At 71.4% G+C, this 19,124-nt stretch carries 18 protein-coding genes and 1 pseudogene; 9 read left to right on the plus strand and 10 right to left on the minus strand.

What is annotated here, in order from left to right:
- The first annotated feature begins 13 nt into the window (after positions 1-13).
- From ACIQMX_RS09015 to ACIQMX_RS09035, 5 genes are all read left to right on the plus strand, one after another.
- The gene (locus ACIQMX_RS09015; RefSeq protein WP_402475974.1) at positions 14-2,803 is read left to right on the plus strand and encodes a tetratricopeptide repeat protein; all 2,790 of its coding nucleotides are present in this window, start codon (positions 14-16) and stop codon (positions 2,801-2,803) included.
- Complete coding sequence (locus ACIQMX_RS09020; RefSeq protein WP_402475975.1) at positions 2,800-4,116, plus strand: PP2C family serine/threonine-protein phosphatase; 1,317 nt, start codon at positions 2,800-2,802, stop codon at positions 4,114-4,116. Before ACIQMX_RS09015 ends, ACIQMX_RS09020 begins: the two co-directional genes overlap by 4 nt.
- Before the next feature lie 100 nt (positions 4,117-4,216).
- Positions 4,217-5,569, plus strand: a complete 1,353-nt coding sequence (locus tag ACIQMX_RS09025; protein WP_402475976.1) for a VWA domain-containing protein — start codon at positions 4,217-4,219, stop codon at positions 5,567-5,569.
- Between the two features lie 106 nt (positions 5,570-5,675).
- Positions 5,676-7,031: an FHA domain-containing protein gene (locus ACIQMX_RS09030; RefSeq protein WP_402475978.1), complete on the plus strand. Its 1,356-nt coding sequence runs from the start codon at positions 5,676-5,678 to the stop codon at positions 7,029-7,031.
- 190 nt (positions 7,032-7,221) lie between these two features.
- Positions 7,222-7,674 carry a MarR family winged helix-turn-helix transcriptional regulator gene (locus tag ACIQMX_RS09035; RefSeq protein ID WP_402476498.1) on the plus strand — a complete coding sequence of 151 codons (453 nt, stop codon included), beginning with the start codon at positions 7,222-7,224 and terminating at the stop codon, positions 7,672-7,674.
- 63 nt (positions 7,675-7,737) lie between these two features.
- Here ACIQMX_RS09035 and ACIQMX_RS09040 read toward each other — a convergent pair whose 3' ends face one another.
- Positions 7,738-8,865: an FAD-dependent oxidoreductase gene (locus ACIQMX_RS09040; RefSeq protein ID WP_363065789.1), complete on the minus strand. Its 1,128-nt coding sequence runs from the start codon at positions 8,863-8,865 to the stop codon at positions 7,738-7,740.
- 182 nt (positions 8,866-9,047) lie between these two features.
- Here ACIQMX_RS09040 and ACIQMX_RS09045 point away from each other — a divergent pair, with 182 nt between their 5' ends.
- Both ACIQMX_RS09045 and ACIQMX_RS09050 read left to right on the plus strand, forming a co-directional pair.
- Complete coding sequence (locus tag ACIQMX_RS09045; RefSeq protein ID WP_363065787.1) at positions 9,048-9,452, plus strand: globin; 405 nt, start codon at positions 9,048-9,050, stop codon at positions 9,450-9,452.
- 78 nt (positions 9,453-9,530) lie between these two features.
- Entirely contained in the window at positions 9,531-10,580 is a 1,050-nt protein-coding gene (locus tag ACIQMX_RS09050) for a DUF2804 domain-containing protein (protein WP_363065785.1), read from the plus strand.
- Between the two features lie 114 nt (positions 10,581-10,694).
- Here the strand turns inward: ACIQMX_RS09050 and ACIQMX_RS09055 are convergent, their stop codons facing one another.
- From ACIQMX_RS09055 to ACIQMX_RS09095, 9 genes and pseudogenes are all read right to left on the minus strand, one after another.
- Positions 10,695-11,378, minus strand: coding sequence for a hypothetical protein (locus ACIQMX_RS09055; RefSeq protein WP_402475980.1), 684 nt, complete (start codon positions 11,376-11,378; stop codon positions 10,695-10,697).
- Positions 11,375-11,797 carry a thioesterase family protein gene (locus ACIQMX_RS09060; RefSeq protein WP_187285145.1) on the minus strand — a complete coding sequence of 141 codons (423 nt, stop codon included), beginning with the start codon at positions 11,795-11,797 and terminating at the stop codon, positions 11,375-11,377. Before ACIQMX_RS09060 ends, ACIQMX_RS09055 begins: the two co-directional genes overlap by 4 nt.
- Before the next feature lie 5 nt (positions 11,798-11,802).
- Complete coding sequence (gene ettA / locus ACIQMX_RS09065) at positions 11,803-13,467, minus strand: energy-dependent translational throttle protein EttA (protein WP_363065780.1); 1,665 nt, start codon at positions 13,465-13,467, stop codon at positions 11,803-11,805.
- A gap of 232 nt (positions 13,468-13,699) precedes the next feature.
- Positions 13,700-14,218, minus strand: a complete 519-nt coding sequence (locus tag ACIQMX_RS09070) for a hypothetical protein (RefSeq protein WP_402475982.1) — start codon at positions 14,216-14,218, stop codon at positions 13,700-13,702.
- 137 nt (positions 14,219-14,355) lie between these two features.
- Positions 14,356-14,994 (minus strand): annotated as a pseudogene (locus tag ACIQMX_RS09075) (GntR family transcriptional regulator); the annotation flags it as partial.
- A 42-nt stretch (positions 14,995-15,036) separates the two neighbouring features.
- Complete coding sequence (locus ACIQMX_RS09080) at positions 15,037-15,606, minus strand: rhodanese-like domain-containing protein (protein ID WP_363065776.1); 570 nt, start codon at positions 15,604-15,606, stop codon at positions 15,037-15,039.
- Between the two features lie 34 nt (positions 15,607-15,640).
- The gene (locus tag ACIQMX_RS09085; RefSeq protein WP_363065774.1) at positions 15,641-16,384 is read right to left on the minus strand and encodes a sulfite exporter TauE/SafE family protein; all 744 of its coding nucleotides are present in this window, start codon (positions 16,382-16,384) and stop codon (positions 15,641-15,643) included.
- Positions 16,381-16,740: a rhodanese-like domain-containing protein gene (locus ACIQMX_RS09090; RefSeq protein WP_402475983.1), complete on the minus strand. Its 360-nt coding sequence runs from the start codon at positions 16,738-16,740 to the stop codon at positions 16,381-16,383. The genes ACIQMX_RS09085 and ACIQMX_RS09090 overlap by 4 nt, the downstream gene beginning before the upstream one ends.
- A gap of 29 nt (positions 16,741-16,769) precedes the next feature.
- Complete coding sequence (locus ACIQMX_RS09095) at positions 16,770-18,140, minus strand: rhodanese-like domain-containing protein (RefSeq protein WP_402475985.1); 1,371 nt, start codon at positions 18,138-18,140, stop codon at positions 16,770-16,772.
- A gap of 120 nt (positions 18,141-18,260) precedes the next feature.
- Between ACIQMX_RS09095 and ACIQMX_RS09100 the strand changes: the two genes are divergently transcribed.
- Positions 18,261-18,662, plus strand: coding sequence for a DUF302 domain-containing protein (locus ACIQMX_RS09100; protein ID WP_363065770.1), 402 nt, complete (start codon positions 18,261-18,263; stop codon positions 18,660-18,662).
- A 155-nt stretch (positions 18,663-18,817) separates the two neighbouring features.
- Positions 18,818-19,057: a metal-sensitive transcriptional regulator gene (locus tag ACIQMX_RS09105; protein WP_402476501.1), complete on the plus strand. Its 240-nt coding sequence runs from the start codon at positions 18,818-18,820 to the stop codon at positions 19,055-19,057.
- Positions 19,058-19,124 lie beyond the last annotated feature (67 nt).

The raw sequence follows: 19,124 nt of genomic DNA on the forward strand, positions 1-19,124 counted from the left end.
AGGGGGAATGACCATGAGTACGCAGTGCCAGCGCCCCGCGTGCGAGGGCAGCTACGAGGACATGGGCGGCGGTGAGCTGTACTGCGACACCTGCGGTCTGGCGCCGGTCGTGTCACCGAACGGGATGGTGAGCTCTCCGCCCACCGGCATCGCGGGCGGCGGCCGGGGCAGCCGGGGCAGCAACAGCTCGTCGGCCCGCAGCAGTTCGCAGGCCTCCTCGTCGAGGGCGTCCTCGCGGTCCTCCTCGCGCTCGTCGACGTCGCGGCGTTCGGTGTCGGGGCGGCTCTCGCGCGCGCTGTCCGGGAGCGCCGCCTCGCGTTCGGTCTCGGTGCGTTCGTCGGCCAGGTCGACCGGGTCCTCGGGCCGCAACCGGCTGGGGGCCGGGCTGGTGCTCGTCCCGGACGTGCCGCGCCCCGATCCGCGTACCGCCGTGATGGAGAACCCGGAGGTGCCGGAGCGCAAGCGGTTCTGCTCGCGTTCCGACTGCGGGGCGCCGGTGGGCCGGGCCCGGGGCGAGCGGCCTGGGCGTACGGAGGGGTTCTGCACCAAGTGCGGCCATCCGTACTCCTTCGTGCCCAAGCTCCAGGGGGGCGACATCGTCCACGGCCAGTACGAGGTCGCGGGCTGTCTCGCGCACGGCGGGCTCGGCTGGGTCTACCTCGCCGTGGACCGCGCGGTCTCGGACCGCTGGGTCGTGCTCAAGGGCCTGCTCGACACCGGTGACCAGGACGCCATGGCGGCGGCCATCTCCGAGCGCCGGTTCCTCGCCGAGATCGAGCACTCCAACATCGTCCGGATCTACAACTTCGTCGAGCACCTCGACCAGCGGACCGGATCGCTCGACGGCTACATCGTCATGGAGTACGTCGGCGGCAAGGCCCTCAAGGAGATCGCCAACGAGCGCCGCACCCCGGCCGGGAAGCGGGATCCGCTGCCGGTCGAGCAGGCGTGCGCGTTCGGCATCGAGGCGCTGGAGGCGCTGGGTCATCTGCACAGCCGCAACCTGCTCTACTGCGATTTCAAGGTCGACAACGCGATCCAGACCGAGGACCAGCTGAAGCTGATCGACATGGGCGCGGTGCGCCGGATGGACGACGAGGAGTCGGCCATCTACGGCACGGTGGGGTATCAGGCGCCGGAGGTGGCGGAGGCGGGCCCTTCGGTGGCCTCCGACCTGTACACGGTCGCGCGGACGCTGGCGGTCCTCACCTTCGACTTCCAGGGATACACGAACGTCTTCGTGGACTCGCTGCCGGACCCGGACAACATCGAGGTCTTCCGGACCTACGAGTCGTTCTACCGGCTGCTGGTGCGGGCCACCGATCCCGATCCGGCGAGGCGGTTCGCCTCCGCCTCGGAGATGGCGGAGCAGCTGACGGGTGTACTGCGCGAGGTGGTGTCGCTGCAGACGGGACGTCCGCGTCCGGCGCTGTCCACACTGTTCGGCGCGGAGCTGCGGGTCACCGACACGGAGCTCTTCGCGGTCCTGACCGGTGATGTCTCGCGTCTGGGGGCCAGGGCGCCGGAGCCCGGCCGGGCGGGACTCTTCGGGCGGCGGAAGGGCGGCGGAGCGCCGCCGGCACCGCCCGTGTCCCCGCCGGCGGCGGTGGCGCCGCCCGGCGGAGTCCCGGGCGCCCTGCCCGCCGGACCGCCTGCCGGGTTCGCCGCGGGCGCCGGTCCGGTGCCGTCCACCACCACGCATGTCCGAGGCGGCGCCCCGGGCGGTGCGGGAGGCGGCGCGCCGCTCCCGTACGCGCCGGACCAGGCGGTCATCCCGGCTCCCCGGGTCCCGCTCGCGGACCCGGGTGCCGTTGCGGGTCCGTACGCCGCGAGCGGCCCCGGGCTGGCCGGTCTCGATGTGCGCGGGACCTCGCTCGCCCTGCCGGTGCCCCGGGTCGACGCGAGCGATCCCAACGCGGGCTTCCTCGCCGGGGTGATGGCCTCGGCACCCGCCGAACTGATCGCCGCACTCCAGTCCGTGCCGGCCGCCTCGCTGGAGACCCGGCTGCGCGAGCTGCGGGCCGCCCTGGAGATGAACGACCTCGCCGGCGCGACGAAGACCCTGACCGCGCTGGAGGCCAAGCACCCGGACGACTGGCGGGTGGTCTGGTACCGCGGGCTCACCTCCCTGGTCTCCGGCGACAAGGAGAACGCGGCCCTGTCCTTCGACGCGGTCTACGACGCGTTCCCCGGGGAGCCGGCGCCGAAGCTGGCGCTCGGCATCTGCGCGGAGGTCCTGGGCCAGCTGGACAACGCCGCCGAGTACTACCGGCTGGTGTGGCTGACCGACCCGAGCTTCGTGAGCGCGGCGTTCGGCCTGGCCCGTGTGCAGATGGCGGCCGGGGACCGGGGCGGGGCCGTCCGGACCCTGGAGTCGGTGCCCGAGGCGTCGATCCACTTCACGGCGGCCCGGGTCGCCGCGGTGCGGGCCCGGCTGCGCGAACGGGCCCCGGACGACCCGCTGATCGATGATCTGATGGCCGCGTCGGCGCAGGTCTCGGGGCTGGCCGGGCTCGGTCTGGACGCGGTGCGCCGCGAGCGGTTGTCGACCGAGGTGCTGGGGACGGCGCTCGACTGGGTACTCTCCGGTAGTCCCACGGCGCGGTCCTCGGACCCGCAGTCGGCCCCGTACGCCGGGGCGCAGGGGCCGAGGACGCTGCTCGGCAGTGACGTGGACGAGCGCGGCCTGCGGTTCGGGCTGGAGCGGTCGTACCGGATGCTCGCCCGGCTGGCCGAGCCCGGTGACGAGAGGATCGAACTGGTGGAGCGGGCCAACCGTTTCCGCCCCCGAACGTGGGTGTGAACATGTCGCAGAAGCCACAGGAGACGGCCTTGTCGAGGTGTCCCGGCTGCGAGGAGCCGCTGGAGCCGGGGGACCTGTTCTGCGGTGCGTGCGGGTACGACCTGTCGGCCGTGCCCGAGCCGCCGCAGGACCGCCCGACCATCGCCATCGCCACCCCGGCCGCCGGGAAGCCTGCGCCGGTCGCCGGTTCCGGGCCTGCCCCGGAGCCGGTGGAGCCCGCGCCGTGGCAGGCGCCGGGTTCCGCGCCGGGTCCGGAGCGTTCGGTGCCACCGGCTGCCCGTGCCGACGGGCCGGGCGCGTCGGGCGACTTCGAGCTGGCCGCGCCCGCGGCCCCGGGGGCGGCGGCGGATCCCCGTACCTCCCCCGACCCGGCTCCGAGCCCTGCGGCCGGCACCAAGGTGTGTGTGGCCTGCCGGGCCGGACGGGTCGACAACGACGGCTACTGCGAGAACTGCGGCCACGCCCAGCCGCGCGAGCGCGACCACATGGAGCAGGAGCTCGGATCGGTCGCCGCGGTCAGCGACCGCGGGCTGCGCCATCACCGCAACGAGGACGCGTTCGCCGTGTCCACCACCGCGCTGCCGGACGGCTCGCCGGCCGTCGTCGCGATCGTCTGCGACGGGGTGTCGTCGGCCAGCCGGCCCGACGAGGCCTCGGCCGCCGCCGCGCACGCCGCCAACGAGGCGCTGCTGGAGTCGCTGCCGCGCGGCACGCATCCGCAGCAGGCGATGCACGAGGCGATCGTCGCCGCCGCCGAGTCGGTCAACCGGCTGGCGCAGGACCCCGGTCAGGCGCAGGAGCACGATCCGCACCGCCATCAGAACGCCCCGGCCTGCACCCTGGTCGGCGCGATCATGGCGAGCGGTCTGCTGGTCGTCGGCTGGGTCGGCGACAGCCGTGTGTACTGGGTGCCCGCGGACCGCAGCGCCGCACCGGCCCGGCTCACCGAGGACGATTCCTGGGCCGCGCAGATGGTCGCGGCCGGCCTGATGAACGAGGCGGAGGCGTACGCCGACGAGCGCGCCCACGCCATCACGGGCTGGCTCGGTGCGGACGCCTACGAACTGGAGCCGCACACCGCGTCGTTCAAACCGGACCGGCCGGGACTCGTGGTGGTCTGCACCGACGGTTTGTGGAACTACGCGGAGTCCGCGGCCGAAATGGCCGCCGCGGTCCCCGAGGACGCGTACGAACGGCCGCTGCACGGCGCCCAGGTGCTGGTGGGCCATGCGCTCGACGGCGGGGGCCACGACAACGTAACAGTGGCCCTGGTGCCGTTCGCCGTACCGCCGCAAGGGGCAGGATCCGCCTGAACCAGCGGGTGAGTCCCGTTCCGTCCGCCCCCGCACCGCCGATGCCTTTGTCCGCACATCTGTCTTCATCTGACATGTGGAGCCTCAAGGAGCCGATCAGATGGCCAACTTCTCCAAGTCGAACGTGCCGCAGTTCTCCGTCGAGGTGTACCAGAACGAATATCTGCCCGAGGGCGGCCGTGAGGTCAACGGCATCATCACGGTCACCTCTACGGGGGGCGGCACCACCGGTGGCGTTCCGCTGACGGGTGCGACGGCCACGCGCCTGCCCGGCGGGGCCGCCGACGCCGCGGTGGTGATCATGGTGGACTGCTCGGGCTCGATGGACTACCCGCCGACGAAGATGCGCAACGCCCGCGACGCGACGGCGGCGGCCCTCGACACCCTGCGCGACGGCACGTCCTTCGCCGTGGTGGCCGGGACCCACGTCGCCAAGGACGTCTACCCGGGCAACGGACGGCTCGCGGTCGCGGACGCGCAGACGAAGGCCCAGGCGAAGGAGGCCCTGCGCCGGCTCAGCGCGGGCGGCGGTACGGCGATCGGGACGTGGCTGCGACTGGCCGACCGGCTGCTCGGAGCCGCCGACGTGGAGATCCGGCACGGGATCCTGCTGACGGACGGGCGCAACGAGCACGAGGCGCCGGAGGACCTGCGGGCAGCGCTCGACGCGTGCGCCGGCCGGTTCACGTGTGATGCCCGCGGCGTCGGGACCGACTGGGAAGTGAAAGAGGTCACAGCGATCGCCTCGGCGCTGCTCGGCACGGCCGACATCGTCGCCGACCCGTCCGGGCTGGCCGCCGACTTCACGCAGATGATGGAGAACGCGATGGGCAAGGAGGTCGCGGACGTGGCGCTGCGGCTCTGGACCCCGGTCGGCGTACAGATCAAGTTCGTGAAGCAGGTCGCGCCGACGGTGGCCGAACTGACCGACCGCAGGACCGAGGCCGGTCCGCGCGCGGGCGACTACCCCACCGGTTCCTGGGGCGACGAGTCCCGCGACTACCACGTGTGTGTACAGGTACCGGAGGCCGGAATCGGACAGGAGATGCTGGCGGCGCGCGTCTCGCTGATCCTTCCCGACCCGGCCGGAGGCGCGCCCCGGACGCTCTCGCAGGGGCTCGTACGGGCGGTGTGGACGGACGACATGGTGGCGTCGACCTCGATCAATCCGCAGGTCGCGCACTACACGGGTCAGGCGGAACTGGCACAAGTCATCCAGCAGGGGCTCGATGCACGCAAGTCGGGAGACTTCGACGGCGCGACGGCCAAACTCGGCCGTGCGGTGCAGTTGGCATCTGCGTCCGGGAACGAGGACACTGCGAAACTGCTTTCGAAGGTGGTAGACGTCGTCGACGCGGCGACCGGTACTGTGCGACTGAAGGCGAAGGTCGCGGAAGCGGACGAGATGACACTCGAAACGCGCTCCACGAAGACAGTTCGCGTCAAGAAATAGTCACATATCCGCACTGGTGAGCCGCCCGACCGGTCAGGTCCGCCGGGCGGCGACGCAAGAAGAATGACGGCCCACGGGCCGGACGAGGAGAGGGGGAAGCGCCGACATGCCGACCTGCCCGAACGGACACCAGTCGGGTTCCGAGGACTGGTGCGAGGTCTGCGGCCACCGCATGGCCGGGGCGGGCGCGCCCGCGGGCGCCGTTCCCCCGCCGCCGCCCCCGCCACCCGCGCCCGGCTACGGATATCCGCAGGGTGGCCCCGATGCGACCCAGCATGCCGAGCTCTGCCCCCAGTGCCGCACCCCGCGCGAGGCCATGGCCCCGTTCTGCGAGGAGTGCCGCTGGAACTTCCTCACGAACACCGCCACGTCGTACACGCCGCTGGCTCCGCAGCACGGCGCTCCGGCCGGTCCGGTCCCCGGACTGAACCTGCCGCCCGGCTTCCAGGCCCAGCAGCCGCCCGGTCCGCCGCAGCCGCGTGAGCCCCGCGATCCGTTCGAGTACCAGAGCTCGCGGCCTTCGCAGATCAACCGGTCGGCCGAGCCGCTCTCCGCGGGCCCCGGCCAGTCCGGCCCTCCGGGACCGGGCCAGCAGCCCCCTCACCCGTTCCAGCAGCAAGGACAGCAGCAGGGCCCGCCGCCTCCGCCGCCGTTCCAGCAGCACGGACAGCAGGGCGGCCCGCAGGGGTTCCCCCAGGGGCAGCAGCACGCCCAGCAGCAGAACTCGCCGCAGGGCTCACCGCCGCCGCCGTTCCAGCAGCAGAACTCACCGCAGGGTTCGCCTCCGCCGCCGTTCCAGCAGCAGAGCGCGCCGCCGGCCTTCCAGCAGACGGCTCCCCCGGTCTTCGAGCAGCCCGGACCGCCGGCCCCGCCGCAGCCCCAGGCACCGCAGACCGGCGGTGACGACTGGCTGCTGTCCCCGCCCTCGCAGGCCCAGGGCCCGCAGTCGCCGATGCAGCAGCCGCCGTACCCGGGCCAGAACCAGGGACCGGGCCAGGGCCAGGGCCAGAGCCCCGGCCAGGGACCGGGCCAGGGCCAGGGCCAGGCTCCGCTGTCCATGAACTGGACCGCGGTCATCGCGCCCGACCGCGAGTACTTCCTGGCGATGATGCAGCGCAGCGGCCCCGAGGCCACCGGGCTCAACCTTCCGGCGTACTCCCCGGAGCAGCAGCTGCCGCTCACCGGCAACCAGATCACCATCGGCCGCCGCCGGCACAGCACGGGCGAGTCCCCGGACATCGACCTGTCCGTGCCTCCGGAGGACCCGGGCGTCTCGCACCAGCACGCGGTGCTGGTGCAGCAGCCGGACAGCAGTTGGGCCGTCGTCGACCAGAACTCGACGAACGGTACGACGCTCAACGGCGCCGAGGACCCGATCCAGCCCTACGTCCCCGTACCGCTCCAGGACGGCGACCAGGTGCACGTCGGGGCGTGGACGACGATCACGATCCGCCGGGACTGACCCGCGCGGACGCGTACGACGGCCGGTGAGGGGGTGACCACCCCGTCGCCGGCCGTTTCGCTGCCCGCACCGGCCGTCCTGCTGCGGGCGGCGCACATAGTTCGCACGACGAATGTCAGCACTCCCGGCGACGTCCCGCCACCTCGTCCTGTCGTATTCTGAGGAAATGCGAAAGGCCGGGCACGGACAGATGGGGATCGTCACCGCATTGGTGCGCTCCTCGTTCCTGGTGAATGCCGTGTACGCCGATTCCGGCCGCGAACACGGAATCACGGCACAGCAGGGACAGTTGCTGTGCGTACTGATGGTGCAGCCGTACGGAATGAGCGAGCTCGGCGCGATGCTGGGGCTCGCGAAGTCCAGCCTCACCGGCCTGGTGGACCGCAGCGTCCAGCGCGGCCTGGTGCGCCGCGAACCCGACCCCGAGGACGGCCGCGCGGTCCGGGTCGCCCTCACCGCGAAGGGCGACGCACTGGCCGACGCGTTCTACGCCGGGACCTGCCGACGGGTGGACGCCCTGTCGGCGGGCCTCGACGGGGCCGACCGCGATCAACTCGCGAAGCTGCTCGAACGGCTGGTGCTGAGCAACAAGGTGCCCGTGGTCTTCATGGAACCGGACGAGAGCGCCCCGCCCGCTCCCTGAGCGCACGAAAGGCCGCTGGGCGTGCGCCGAAAGCAGCGCCGCCCGCCGGGCGGGACCTTCAGGTCATCGGCCGCGCGCCACACCGAACAGCGCGGCGAACCGCCCGATGAACAGATCCGCACCCTTGTACTCGCTGACCGCGGCCGCTGGCAGGATGACCGGCCCCTCGGGTGACGGCACCTGCCCCACCCCGCCGCCGGGGCCGAGCGGAAGCAGCGCCGAGGGCACGGGGGACGGCCGGTAGGTGGCCGTGGGCCGCTCACCGCGCACCTGGGCGAGGACGTTCTCCGCGACCACGTCGGCGTGCTTCATCGCATGGCCGGCCATCTTGGCCTCGGCCACGTCCGTGATGTCCCCGAGTGCATAGATGTGGTCGTGGCCCTCGACGTTGAGCGCCTCGGTGACCCGGACCCGGCCCAGCGGGGTGCGTACGGCGACCCGGCCGTCGGCGAGGTAGTCGCCGTTGGCGCGCCCGCCGTAGCAGCGGAACCAGATGTCCGCGGAGATCTCGCCGCCGTCGGCCGTGGCCACGGTGAACGGCTTGGCCCGGCCCGGCTCGGCCGGCGGCTGCCCGGCCAGGGCGGTACCCAGCCGCAGCTCCACACCGAGCGCGTCCAGCTGGCGGTGCAGCTCCTCACGGAACTCCGGCAGGAAGCCCGGCACCAGCTGGTCGGCGGGGTCGGTGACGGTCACGTGCTTGTCCGGCCAGACCGCCTTGATCTCACCGGACAGCTCCAGCCCGACCGGGCCGGCCCCGGCGATCAGGACCCGCTCGGCTGCGGCGAGTTCGGCGTGCGCCTCATGGATGCGCCGCAGCGCCTCGCCGGACAGGTCGGTCTCCGTCTTGGCCGGGAACGGGTAGTCGGAGCCGGTGGCGAGCACCATGTACGCGGCCTCTATCCGCTCCCCGGAGGCCAGGGTGACCCCGCCGGGATCCACGGCGGCGGCACGCTCGCGACGGACGGTGCCGCGCCGCAGGAGGGTGTCGTAGGGGAAGAAGATGTTGTCCGCCCAGTCCGGCCGGACCAGCGCGCGAAGTGAACCCGCCGCGTGCACGAACGCGTCCTTGGGCTCGACGAGGATGACGTCGGCCTCCTCGTCGAGCGCCTTCGCGACCGCCGCACCGCCGTATCCCCCGCCGATGACCACCACCGTACGATTCACGTTCCCGGCCCGCACATTTCCGCTCATCAGTTCCCTCGCTCCCGACGACCGCATTAATCATTCGTGACACGAACCATAGTAGTTCGCATCACGAACTTCAACGAAGTGACCGGGCAGCCACCACCCCGGGCTCACGGCGGGGGCCGGCCGACGCGATCCATGCCCCCTGGGGCCACCTGCCCGGCCGACGCGTCTGCGACCATGGACGGGTGACTGAGAATCCGCGCGACACGCTGCAGGAGCTGACCTTCTACGAGGCGGTCGGCGGCGAGGACACCTTCCGGCGCCTGGTCCACCGCTTCTACGAGGGCGTGGCCGAGGACCCGCTGCTGCGGCCGATGTACCCGGAGGAGGACCTGGGCCCGGCCGAGGAGCGGTTCACGCTCTTCCTGATGCAGTACTGGGGTGGTCCCCGTACCTACAGCGAGGAGCGCGGCCACCCCCGGCTGCGGATGCGGCATGTGCCGTTCCGGGTGGACCGCGCCGCGCACGACGCCTGGCTGAGCCACATGCGGGTGGCGCTGGACGAGCTCGGGCTGGCCCCGGAGCACGAGCGCCAGCTGTGGGACTACCTCACGTACGCGGCCGCGTCGATGGTGAACACCGAGGGCTGACCCGCGGCCGAGGCGTACGGAATCCGGTACTCCACCTCACGCCGGCCGGGCCGGCCGGGCCCCTTATAGGATCCGCGCATGACGACGTCCGAACGCGAGATCACCGAGCCGGTCGACCTCTGCCTGCCCGACGGCAGCCTGAACCCGGCTGCGGTCGGCTGGTCCCGGGCGCCTCTTCATCGCGCGAACCTGCGCGGCTGGGGCCGGACGAAGCGGTGGGAGTACTGGTGCGTGACGACGCCCACCCATCTGGTGGCGCTGACCGTCAGCGATCTCGACTTCCTCGCCCTGAACACGGTCTACCTGCTCGAATACGCACCGGGCGGGCTGGAGTCGGAGCGCACGGCGATCATCCCCGGCGGTTTCGGCGTCGAGCTCCCCGACACCGTCGCGGGCGCCCCGGGCTCCCGGGACGTGGTGGTGGGCCCGGAGCGGCCGTCCAGCGGCAAGGTACGGGTCGAGATCCGCGACGAGAACGCCGGCACCCGGCTCAGGGCCCGCTGCCTGACCGAGGACCTGCTGCCGCTGGAGGTCGACCTCCTGGTCGCCCGGCCTCCGGACCACGAGTCGCTCTCCGTCGTCGTGCCGTGGAGCGAACGGCGTTTCCAGTACACCTCCAAGCACACCGCCCTCCCCGCGTCGGGCCGGGTCCGGATCGGCACCGAGTACCTGGAGTTCGACGGCGACGACACCTGGGCCGTCCTGGACCACGGCCGCGGCCGCTGGCCGCGCACGGTCGACTGGAACTGGGGAGCCGCGTCCGGACGCACCGGCGGCCACACGGTGGGCCTCCAGTTCGGCGGACGCTGGACGGCGGGCACGGGCTCCACCGAGAACGGGCTCTGCGTGGACGGCCGGCTCACCAAGATCGGTGAGGAGCTGGACTGGCAGTGGTCGCCGGCCGACCACCTCGCACCCTGGACCATCCGTACGCCGTCGTCCGGCCAGGTGGACCTGACGTTCACCCCGTTCCACAACCGGTCGACGCGCACGGAGACCGGTCTGATCGACAACCGCACCGACCAGTGCTTCGGCCACTACGACGGGCGCGTCCGTACCGACGACGGCACCGAGATTCCCGTCGAACGCCTGCTGGGCTGGGCCGAGGACGTCCACATGCGCTGGTGACGCGCCTTCTCGCCAGTCCTGTCCGCCCACGGAGGGCGGGTGCTGTCCGCCCACGGAGGGCGGGTGCTACCCGCCCACGGAGGGCGGGTGCTACCCGCCCACGGAGGGCGGGTGCTACCCGCCCACGGACACGGCAAGCGTCCCCAGGCCTCCCGCCGCGCCCGACCGCCGCAGGGCGATGGACCCGTAAGGGGTACGCAGCCGCAGCCAGGCGCCGGACGCCAGCAGGGCCACGGGAAAGTCCGGGGCGGCACGCAGGAACCCGAGGGCCTGCGCCGCGTGCACGGCGCGCAGCGGAAGCTCCGTACCGCCGACGGTCCGCGACCAGATGTCCCGTCCGATGAGGTCCCGCTCCGCCCGTGTGCGCCGGTCCTCGGGCAGCGCCCCGTCCCGCGTACGGAACTCGGCGACGGCCTCGCCCACCGCCGCACCCAGAGCGGTGGGACCCGGCAGTCCCGGCTGCTCCTGCCAGCCGCCGCGCGGAGGCAGCACACCGGTCCAGGGCGGCCCCGTCACCGGTGCGGGCAGGGCGCCGGAGCGGGTCGACTCCTCCAGCGACTCGAGGAGCTCTCCGGCGGACACGGTCACGTCGAACTGATGCGTGTCCGCCAGCCGCGCCGCCCTGATCGCCAGAACCTCGAACGACGGCGGCCGGCCGAACACGGCCAGCGCGCCGCCGCCCGCCTGCAGCCGTACGGCCGCGGCACGGTCGTAGTGGAGCAGCCGGCCGAGGAAGGCCGCGAGATCCGCGGCCTCCCTCGTGTCGGCGAACTGCAACGACTGCACGGACACCGTCATGCCGCCGCGGGCTCCTCGGCCAGGTACTCCTGGAGGAAGAGCTTCTCCTCCGCGGTGATCCGCCGGGGCCGCTCCTCGGCCAGGTTGTACGGCACGACGATGGTCGACGCCCGTACGTACACCTGCTCCGGGTCCTTGATCTCGTACGCGATCGTGAGCGAGGCGGCACCTATCTTCGTGACCCACGACTCGACGGTCACCGGCGCGTGCCGGTGGACCAGCGGGCGCACGTAGTCGATCTCGTGCCGGGCCACGACGGACCCGCCGGCGAACGACGGCGAACCGTCGCCCGGCGCCAGCCGGAACATGAAGTCGATGCGCGCCTCCTCCAGGTAGCGGAGGAAGACCACGTTGTTGACGTGCCCGAAGGCATCCATGTCCGACCAGCGCAGCGGGCAGCTGTAGATGTGTCGAGCCAAGACGATCAGCCTCGCGTGAGCTTCTTGTACGTGGCACGGTGCGGGCGGGCCGCGTCCGCGCCGAGACGCTCGACCTTGTTCTTCTCGTACGACTCGAAGTTGCCCTCGAACCAGTACCACTTGGACTCGCCCTCGTACGCCAGGATGTGCGTGGCGACGCGGTCCAGGAACCAGCGGTCGTGGGAGATGACCACGGCCGCACCGGGGAACTCCAGCAGCGCGTTCTCGAGCGAGGACAGGGTCTCGACGTCGAGGTCGTTGGTGGGCTCGTCGAGGAGCAGCAGGTTGCCGCCCTCCTTGAGCGTCAGCGCCAGGTTGAGGCGGTTGCGCTCACCACCGGAGAGCACACCGGCCGGCTTCTGCTGGTCCGGACCCTTGAAGCCGAAGGCGGAGACATACGCCCTCGACGGCATCTCGACCTGACCGACGTTGATGTAGTCCAGCTCGTCCGAGACGACCGCCCACAGCGTCTTCTTCGGGTCGATGTTGGCGCGGCTCTGGTCGACGTAACTGATCTTGACCGTGTCGCCGACCTTGATGGAGCCGCTGTCCGGCGTCTCCAGGCCCTGGATCATCTTGAACAGCGTGGTCTTGCCCGCGCCGTTCGGACCGATGATGCCGACGATGCCGTTACGCGGCAGCGTGAACGACAGGTCGTCGATGAGGACCTTGTCGCCGAAGGCCTTGGAGAGGTTCTCGACCTCGACGACGATGGAACCGAGCCGCGGGCCCGGCGGAATCTGGATCTCCTCGAAGTCCAGCTTCCGCATCTTGTCCGCCTCGGCCGCCATCTCCTCGTACCGGGCGAGACGCGCCTTGGACTTGGTCTGGCGCCCCTTGGCGTTCGACCGCACCCACTCCAGCTCTTCCTTGAGCCGCTTCTGCCGCTTCTCGTCCTTGCGGCCCTCGACCTTGAGGCGGGTGGCCTTCTTCTCCAGGTACGTGGAGTAGTTGCCCTCGTACGGGATGGCGCGGCCGCGGTCGAGCTCGAGGATCCACTCGGCGACGTTGTTCAGGAAGTACCGGTCGTGGGTGACGGCGACCACGGCTCCGGAGTACTTCGAGAGGTGCTGCTCCAGCCAGTTCACCGACTCGGCGTCGAGGTGGTTGGTGGGCTCGTCGAGCAGCAGCAGGTCGGGCGCCTCGATGAGGAGCTTGCAGAGCGCGACGCGGCGCTTCTCACCACCGGACAGATTCGTGACGGGCCAGTCGCCGGGCGGGCAGCCCAGCGCGTCCATGGCCTGCTCCAGCTGAGCATCCAGGTCCCACGCGTTGGCGTGGTCCAGGTCCTCCTGGAGCTTGCCCATCTCGTCCATGAGCGCGTCGGAGTAGTCGGTCGCCATGAGCTCGGCGACCTCGTTGAACCGCTTCAGCTTGCCCATGATCTCGGCGGCGCCGTCCTGGACGTTCTCCAGCACGGTCTTCGACTCGTCGAGGTGGGGCTCCTGCATGAGGATGCCGACACTGAACCCGGGCGACAGGAAGGCATCACCGTTGGACGGCTGCTCCAGGCCCGCCATGATCTTCAGCACCGTGGACTTACCGGCACCGTTGGGACCCACCACACCGATCTTCGCGCCGGGCAGGAAGCTCAGCGTCACGTCATCAAGGATGACCTTGTCGCCGTGCGCCTTGCGTGTCTTGCGCATCGTGTAGATGTACTCAGCCAAGAGAAACCGTCCGGCAATCGATGAGTGGGCAGATACACCCCATCTTGCCTGACGGCTACCTCTTGACGGAAACCCGTATCGGTGGGTGGGCCTGACCTGGGGATTCCGGCCGATCCCCGGTAGCTGGACTGTCACTGTCGGTCGCTGGTTGTCGGCCTCGGGCGGCGTCGCACGGCCCACAGACGGCCCAGAGCTACCGGAGACGCCACGGCACAATCACGCGCGAGTCGCCTTACGAGGGCTCGTTCCATACGTGCACGACCGCGACGCCTTCCAGCGGGAGACGGTCGCGGTAGTACTCCGATTCGAGCCACTCCTCGATCACGAAGAGCGGCCGCGACAAGAGCACATCGCCGACCCGCTGAGCCCGCAGAAGCAACCCGAGATCAGCCAAGGCAGGGGAGTCATCGGGCGTGTAGAGCAAGCAGTTTCCGTGCTCAGAGGCGTGATCCAGGAGGAATTGGTGCGCCTGCTCGGGATCACGGCCGGCCAGCGCCACACCTGCGAGGAAGGCCTGAGGGCCCACACACGCATCCAAGGACACGCACGCCAGCCCGCCCCCGTCGTCGTCGTAGAAGACCTTCACCCCGTCGGCGAAGTTCTCCTGTGAGTACGGTCCGCCAACCCGTTCCTGCGGGGCGAGGACCTGGAGCGCGACGGAGACATCGGCCGGACTCATCCCGAACCGCAAGGGCCCCACGCCGACCGCCGGCACCCACTCCCAGCGCTCCCGCTCACTGTTTGCCGTCACGGTCCCACCCTCCCTCGGACAGCTCGCACCCGTCCGTGCGTTCCACTCGGCCCTTGAAGCCCGCTCGGCGTTCGACGCCAACTGAGGCACACAGCCAAGTTGGCGCCCATCCGGAACCTAGTGACGACTGACCGGGATATCTCGTAAACGATCTCGCATAGGCGGCGGGCACGACAATGTCAGCCGTCTCTACCGGCCGCCCCTGGTCGCTGTAGTACGTCCGCCTGATGTGGGTGACAAGAGCGGCCTTCTGAATGCCGAGGAGAGACGCCTCCTCCGAAGTCGCCTGCCGCGGCTCCGGCTGCTCGACGGCATGGCTGACCGTGACCCCGATCGCAGCCATACGGTTCACGACGCCTGCCCCGGCGTGCGGCCCTCCCTCGGGAAGGACGACGAGCGTGCCGGCAGTGAGGTCGCACGGCTCCCAGCTCGTCGACAACTGCACCGGCTTGCCATCGGCCAGGAACTCGTAAACGGTCCGGACGCACAGATCGCCTTCGGCGACACCGAGCCGCGCCGCGATCTCCGCCGGCGCCGGGACCTTGGCCTCGGTCCGACTCTCCCCGTCCCCATGCCTGCCCACAGCCTGCATGTCGACACGGAACGGGGAATCGTCACGCTGCTCGCGGGCCGAGGAACGCACCACCCGGACGCGCGGCCGGGGCTCGGCTCGGCTCGGCTACATAGGTACCGGAACCCGCACGGCCTTCCAGAACTCCCTGGTTCGCCGGGCGCGGCCCGGGTGGCGGGCCCGGCACCGGCTGTCGCCGTCGAATGCCCCGATTCCCCGTACGGGCCGGGGTGCCGCCGCGTCGCGGTCAGTGGTTGCGCAGGGCTGTGAGGGTGTCGTCGAGGCCGGCACGGCCGGCGCGGTTCCAGGGGAGCTTGCCGAGCAGGGTGGCCATGGCGCAGCTGTTGGAGAGGGCGGAGTAGACGAGGCCGGCGGCGACGCCGGCGGAGAGCAGCTGGAAGGCGGGGTGGATCACCTGGCCGAGGAGCAGCCCGAGCAGGACGAGGGAGCCCGCGGTGAGCCGGACCTGGCGGTCCATGGCCCAGGTGGTCGCTGTCGTGGTGGCCGGGCGGTGCAGTTCGCCGCCTGTCGAGGCCCAGGCGGCGGTTCCGCCTTCGAGGCTGGCAGCGGGTATGCCGTTGCGGGACAGCGTGGCGCCCGCGTTCTGTGAGCGGGTTCCGGAGGCGCAGACCATGAGGAGGTCGCCTCGGCCGGACGCCTCGCGGAGGGTGGGCAGCGCGTGTTCGAGGTCGTCGAGAGGGATGTTGTGGGCTCCGGGCAGATGTCCGCCGGCGTATTCACCGGGCGTGCGTACGTCGATGACGACGAGGGTGTGGAGGCGTTCACGGACGTCGGTGGTGGTGAGAGTCGGGGTCATGGTTCGTTCTGTCCTTCGGTTCGGGTGGGATGGTTCAGACGAGGGTGTCGAGGAGCATGAGGGCGGCCACTGCGAGCAGTACGTAGGCGAAGACGTGCTGCAGGCGGTTGCCGGAGATCTTCGCGGCGAGGCGTTTGCCGTCCCAGGCGCCGAGGATCGCGGCTCCGGTGAAGGGAGCGATGACGGCCCAGTCGAGCCCCTCGGCGGTGCCGGTGCGGGTGGCCAGCGCGGCGACTGAGTTGATGACGATGACCAGGAGGCTGGTGCCAACGGCTGCCTTCATGCGCAGGCCGAGGACACCGACGAGGGCCGGTACGGCGAGGAAGCCTCCACCGACGCCGAGTACGCCGGTGACGGCGCCGAGGCCCGCTCCGGCCCCTGCTGCCCGGGCCGGCCGTGGTGGATGGTCCGGTGCGGGGCTGCTCGGGCGGAGCATGCGCCAGGCGGCGAGTGCGGCGATCACCGAGAACGCGGCGGTCAGTACCGGGGCGGGCAGGTGGCCGGCGACGAGGCCGCCGAGCATGGCGGGGCCGATGCCTGCGGCGGCGAACAGCAGACCGGAACGCCAGCGGACGTTGCCGTCCCGGGCGTGGGCGACCAGGGAACTGATGGATGTCGCGGCGACGATGATCAGACTGGCGGTGGTGGCGGCCACGGGACTGAAGCCGAGCAGGTAGATCAGCGCGGGAACCGCCAGGACGCTGCCGCCACCGCCCAGTCCGCCCAGGGCCAGGCCGACCACCGCTCCCGCCACCAGGGCAAGGAGGAGCACGCTCATATGACTGTTCCCGGCGCCCCGGCAGTGTCCTGGACCGGCAGTCCCTGACGCACCCATTCCTTCATGCCGCCCGTGACGTCGACCGCGTCCGAGCCCCGTTCACACAGCAGGCGGGCGGCGTCCTGCGAACGCTTCCCGGAGCGGCAGATCAGTACGAGGCGCGCCTTTTCCGCCGTGCCCGGCAGTTTCGCTCCGGCCGTCAGCCGGGACAGCGGCAGGTGCAGCGCACCGGGGACGTGCCCGGCCCGCCACTCCTCGGCCTCCCGCACATCCAGGAGGACGGCGGTGGCTTCGCGGAACATGCGGTGGGCCTCCCCGACATCGAGCCGGCCGGGACCGGTGGGAAGGACGGGCATGGCGGGGCTCCTCTCGGTCGGATGCGGGTTCAAGCTGCGGTGCGGATGGTCAGCCCGGCCGCTGCGGCCCGGTCGAAGCCGTCGTCGACGGCGACCACGTCGCGCCCGGCCGCGTCCAGCAGCGAGGCCGCGATCGCGGCCCGCATGCCGCCGGCACAGTGCACCCACACTTCTCCGGCGGGCACCTCGCCGATCCGCTGGTGCAGTGCGTGCACGGGAATGTGGACCGAGCCCTCGATGTACCCGCCCGCCCGCTCGGAATCGCGGCGCACGTCCAGGATCACGGGCGCGTGCGCCGCCCCGGAGAACTCGGCTGCCAGGCCGGCGAAGTCCGCGCGGCGGAACGAGGCCGGAGCGTCGCCCGGGCGCAGCCAGTCGGACGGGGCCCCGGTCGCGGCGGCTGCGGGACGGTCGATCCCGACCCGGACCAGTTCGCGCTGGGCTTCGGCGAGCTGCTCGGCCGTCTCGGCGAGCAGGGTGACGGGCTTGCCCCAGGGGATCATCCACGCCAGGTAGGTGGCGATCTTCCCGTCGGCCTCGAAGTTGAACGAGCCGGCCACGTGGCCCTGGGCGAACGCGACACGGTTGCGCAGATCCACCACCCACTCGCCGGCCGCGAGGCGGTCGGCGATCTCCTTCGCGTCCGCACGGCGGGGCGAGGTCAGGTCGACAGGGGCGGGGCCGGCCGAGTTGGCAGGGCCCATGTGCGCGTAGTAGGCGGGGACGTCCTCCAGGCCCGCCAGCAGGTCGGCGACGAAGGAGTCGACGTCCTGGGACAAGGCGGCGTTCACGGTCTTCTCGCGGCCGATGGTGCTCGCGTCGCCCTCTGCCTGTCCGGAGGAGCAGAAGCTGCCGAACCCGTGGGTGGGCAGGACCGCGGTGGCGTCGGGCAGCTCCGCGGCCAGCCGGTGCGCGGAGGCGTGCTGGGCACGGGCGAGGCGTTCGGTGAGGCGGGGCTCGACCAGGTCGGGGCGGCCCACGGTGCCGATGAGCAGGGAACCGCCGGTGAACGCGGCGACCGGTGTCCCGCCGTCCTCCAGGACGTAGGCGGTGTGGTGCGGGGTGTGACCGGGAGTGGCCACGGCTCGTACGGACAGTTCCTCGTCGACCTCGATCACGTCGCCGTCGCTGACGGGGAGGCGGGCGAAGGAGACCTGGGCGGCGGCCGGCACCAGATAGGCGGCGCCGGTCAGCCGGGCCAGCTCCGGTCCGCCGGTCACGTAGTCGTTGTGAATGTGTGTCTCCACGACGTGCGTGATGCGCACCCCGCGCTGCGCGGCAGCCGCGATCACCTGGTCGATGTCACGCGGCGGATCGACCGCGACCGCGGCCTGGGCGCCCCCGGCCAGATAGTGCCGGTTGCCCAAACCCTCGATCTCGATGGTTTCCACGAAGAACATGCGTTGCTCACTCTCTGAACTCGATACCCCCCAGGGTATTAAAACCACCGTAACAGATTACCCCCGGGGGTATAGTCGGAGTGAAATCGACCCATTTCTCCGCTCTCAGGAAGGAAGATCATGGGATACGACAGGACTGTGCGCGTCCGTGCCGACTTCGCCCGTACCGTGGCCGCCGCTCGTGAGGCCCTTGCCGATCAGGGCTTCGGAGTGCTCACCGAGATCGACGTGACCGCGACCCTCAAGGCCAAGCTCGGCCGGGACATGGAGGACTACCTGATCCTGGGCGCCTGCAACCCGCAGCTGGCGGAGCGAGCCCTCGACGCCGACCGCGACATCGGACTCCTGCTGCCCTGCAACGTGGTGATTCGCACCGAGGGCTCCAGGACGGTGGTGCAGGCACTGGACCCCGCCACCATGGTCACGATGACCGGTCTCGACACCATCGCCCCGGTCGCGGACGAGGCCACGCGCAGACTGGACGACGCGCTCGCCCGGCTCGTCGCGGAACTCGACCGATGAACCCCGCCCAGGACAGCGGCGGGACCGCTGCCTCGACCGCCCGGGAAGCGACCGCCCGGGAAGCGACCGTCGCGGACGCGACCGCCACGGATGCCACCACTACGGACGCGACCGTCGCGGACGCGACCCTCGGGAACGCGGCTTCGGCCCGCGCGGTGCTCAACCGTCTGCGCCGCGCCCAGGGACAGTTGGCGGGGGTCGTCGCCATGGTCGAGGAGGGCCGCGACTGCCGGGACGTGGTGACCCAGCTCGCCGCTGTCAGCCGTGCACTGGACCGCGCCGGCTTCAAGATCATCGCCGGCAGCATGCGCGAGTGCCTGACCGCCCCCGAGGACGGCGGCACCCCCGCCATGAACGAGGCGGAACTGGAGAAGCTCTTCCTCACCCTGGCCTGATCACGGGCGGACCGGCCCCGGCGCAAGGCGGGGGCAGCTCGACCGGGACGGCACGACAGAAAGCAGC

Source organism: Streptomyces sp. NPDC091416, assembly GCF_044756845.1.
In the GTDB taxonomy this organism is placed as follows: Bacteria; Actinomycetota; Actinomycetes; order Streptomycetales; family Streptomycetaceae; genus Streptomyces.

Bases quoted from the DNA above. Each gene is read 5' to 3' on its own strand.
- ACIQMX_RS09015 (WP_402475974.1), top strand. From the start codon at position 14: ATGAGTACGCAGTGCCAGCGCCCCGCGTGCGAGGGCAGCTACGAGGAC.
- ACIQMX_RS09025 (WP_402475976.1), top strand. From the start codon at position 4,217: ATGGCCAACTTCTCCAAGTCGAACGTGCCGCAGTTCTCCGTCGAGGTG.
- ACIQMX_RS09030 (WP_402475978.1), top strand. From the start codon at position 5,676: ATGCCGACCTGCCCGAACGGACACCAGTCGGGTTCCGAGGACTGGTGC.
- ACIQMX_RS09035 (WP_402476498.1), top strand. From the start codon at position 7,222: ATGGGGATCGTCACCGCATTGGTGCGCTCCTCGTTCCTGGTGAATGCC.
- ACIQMX_RS09040 (WP_363065789.1), bottom strand. From the start codon at position 8,865: ATGAGCGGAAATGTGCGGGCCGGGAACGTGAATCGTACGGTGGTGGTC.
- ACIQMX_RS09050 (WP_363065785.1), top strand. From the start codon at position 9,531: ATGACGACGTCCGAACGCGAGATCACCGAGCCGGTCGACCTCTGCCTG.
- ACIQMX_RS09055 (WP_402475980.1), bottom strand. From the start codon at position 11,378: ATGACGGTGTCCGTGCAGTCGTTGCAGTTCGCCGACACGAGGGAGGCC.
- ACIQMX_RS09080 (WP_363065776.1), bottom strand. From the start codon at position 15,606: ATGACCCCGACTCTCACCACCACCGACGTCCGTGAACGCCTCCACACC.
- ACIQMX_RS09085 (WP_363065774.1), bottom strand. From the start codon at position 16,384: ATGAGCGTGCTCCTCCTTGCCCTGGTGGCGGGAGCGGTGGTCGGCCTG.
- ACIQMX_RS09090 (WP_402475983.1), bottom strand. From the start codon at position 16,740: ATGCCCGTCCTTCCCACCGGTCCCGGCCGGCTCGATGTCGGGGAGGCC.
- ACIQMX_RS09095 (WP_402475985.1), bottom strand. From the start codon at position 18,140: ATGTTCTTCGTGGAAACCATCGAGATCGAGGGTTTGGGCAACCGGCAC.
- ACIQMX_RS09100 (WP_363065770.1), top strand. From the start codon at position 18,261: ATGGGATACGACAGGACTGTGCGCGTCCGTGCCGACTTCGCCCGTACC.